The 2,874-nt window shown below is 50.4% G+C and carries 1 protein-coding gene; it reads left to right on the forward strand.

All coding sequences use genetic code 11. From position 1 onward, the window contains the following. The first annotated feature begins 147 nt into the window (after positions 1-147). Positions 148-2,826 (forward strand): WD40 domain-containing protein, encoded by a 2,679-nt coding sequence (locus AC5JLP_RS12545; RefSeq protein ID WP_496068250.1) that lies wholly within the window; start codon positions 148-150, stop codon positions 2,824-2,826. The last annotated feature ends 48 nt before the right edge of the window (positions 2,827-2,874 follow it).

Raw genomic sequence — 2,874 nt, forward strand, 5'->3', positions numbered from 1 at the left:
GGATGCACTCGGTTGGTTCGCTCACTGTGGCTTATTCATTTGAAAACCGCTGTAACTGAGTTCACGCCTACTTTGTTCTGACTTAACCTGACTTGTGCTTCGGATTTGATCTTGAGTAGAATTTGGTCAGCCTTTAAAGGGGCAGCTATGTCCAGATCACTCAGGGTGCGTCGAGAGTATATCGAAAAGGCAAAGCTAGCCGTCAAGCGTAATGGCTTCTCCAACCAACGGGTATTGGCTGAAGAGGTTGGGATGTCACTTGCGACCATTAGCAATTTTTTGACGGGCAGACCCGTTGATCGGGCAACGTTTGTAGAACTGAGCGAAAAGTTATCTTTGGATGTGGAAGCGATCGCAGAGTTTGCGATGAAGGAACGGGTTGAGAGTGCAATCAAGCAGTCTCCAAGAGACGAAGTAACCGATCAAATAGTCCTCTCAAAGCAAGGCAGCTCGATCAACGTCCCTCCAATCAAGCTTCAAACCGTTAATAACTACCAAGACTGGGGTGAAGCCCTTGATGTCTCCCTATTTTATGGACGCGATCAAGAGCTTTCCACCTTAAAACAGTGGGTTGTCCGTGACTATTGCCGTCTAATCGTATTGATTGGAATGGGTGGAGTTGGTAAAACAGCCCTGTCAGTCAAGTTAGCAGAGCAGCTCCAGAATGAGTTTGAATTTGTGATATGGCGATCGCTCCGTAATGCGCCGCCAGTACAAGAGCTGCTGACAGACTGGTTAAGCGTGCTGTCTCGTCAAAGACAGCGTGACCTGCCAGAGAGCTTCAGTGGCAGAATCAATACGCTGCTGGACTACTTGCGGCATTCACGCTGTTTATTGGTATTGGATAATGTTGAATCTATTTTGAGCGCAGATGAGCGTGCTGGTGCCTATCGAGAAGGCTATGAAGGCTACGCACCACTGCTGGAAAGCATTGGACAGACACGCCATCAAAGTTGCCTGGTGTTGACCAGTCGCGAACCGCCACGAGGGTTAGGAAGCAAAGCAGGCAGCGATCTACCCATCCGCTCGCTCCGGTTAGCTGGCTTACCTGAGGCAGACGGGCACAAGTTGATGGCTGAGAAGGGCTTTACCCTGACAGACTCAGCAGGACGATCGCTCATAGAACACTACAGCGGCAATCCATTGGCACTCAAGATTGTTGCCACCACCATTCAGGAACTGTTTGAGGGTGATATTGCCGCCTTTTTGGAGCAAAGCACGATCGTGTTCGGCGACATCGCCGACCTTTTAGCCCAACAGTTTGACCGGCTGTCAGCTACTGAACAGCAGGTGATGTATTGGCTCGCCATCAACCGGGAAGGTGTCTCACTGGCGGCATTGGCACAAGATATTGTGCCTGCGATCGCGCCACGGACACTCTTGGAAGCGATGGAATCACTGCAACAGCGATCCCTGGTGGAAAAAGTAGCACTTGCTGAGAGGAAGTTATTCACCCAACAGCCTGTAGTGATGGAATATGTAACGGAACGGTTAATCACACAGGTCTGTGAAGAGTTGGTGCGCGGTGAATTGGCACTGTGCGATCAGTATGCATTCAGCAAAGCCCAAACTGAAGACTACCTGCGACAGACCCAGATGCGACTGCTACTCCAACCACTGTTGGCTCAGTTACTGGTGCAACTGGGGAGTCAAGCAGCCGTAAAGCAGTGTCTGAATGAGACATTAGCGACACTTAAAGCTCAAACTTCCTCACAATCGGGCTATGCCGCAGGTAACTTACTCAAGCTGTTCAGCCAGTTAGATATCAATTTGAGTGGCTATGACTTTTCAAACCTGACGCTCTGGCAGGTGTACTTGCAGGGTGTGCCGTTGCATCACGTCAATTTTGCGGGTGCAGATTTCACCAAGTCAGTGTTTACACAAACGCGCGGCGATATTTTAGCCGTTGTTTTTAGTCCGCAGGGCAACCTCCTAGCAACTGGGATTGATCGCACCATTCAACTCTGGCAACTGGCAGATAAACGGCAAACAGCCACCTTGGAAGGACACTCTGCCTGGGTGCTATGTCTCGCGTTCAGTCCCGATGGCAACTTGATGGCAAGTGGCAGTCATGATCAAACGATTCGGCTCTGGAATGTGTCCACAGGGCAATGTTTGCAAACCTTGCGAGGACATACCAGCGGGGTGCAATCACTGGCGTTTAGTGCCGATGGGCAACTGTTAGCCAGCGGTAGCCATGATCACGCGATTCGCTTATGGCATGTGGCAACCAGACAATGTCTGCAAGTGTTGCACGATCATACCGATCGCGTGTTGACCGTCATCTTCCATCCAGACAAGCAAACGTTGATTAGTAGCGGAGACGATCGCACCATTCGCTTGTGGAATATTCCGTCTGGGCAATGTGTGCAAACCATCAACACCCATATCAACTGGGTTTTGTCCACCGCTTTGAGTCCCGATCGTAAAACGTTAGTGACGGGGAGCGACAATCAAACGGTGGCATTCTGGAACCTTCACACAGGAGACAGTCTGGGAACGCTACTGGACTACAAGGCGAAAGTGTGGGCAGTAGCGTTTAGTCCTGATGGTCGTATACTGGCTACGGGCAGTGAAGACAAAACGGTGCGACTGTGGGATGTGCAGACCCGACAATGCCTGAAAACATTTCAGGGTCATACCCATCAAGTCTGGTTGGTTAACTTTAGCCCTGATGGACAAACCCTTGTGAGCAGTGGTGATGACCAGACGGTGCGGCTCTGGGATGTGCGATCGGGGCAATGTCTGACCACGTTAGAGTCTCATAGCAATTGGGTGTCGTCGATCGCTTTTAGTCCCGATGATCGCACTCTGCCCTTTAAGTAGTTCCACTTAATTAAATCTAAAACGTTCAACGGCATACTCGCCTTTAGC

Source organism: Stenomitos rutilans (assembly GCF_059505485.1).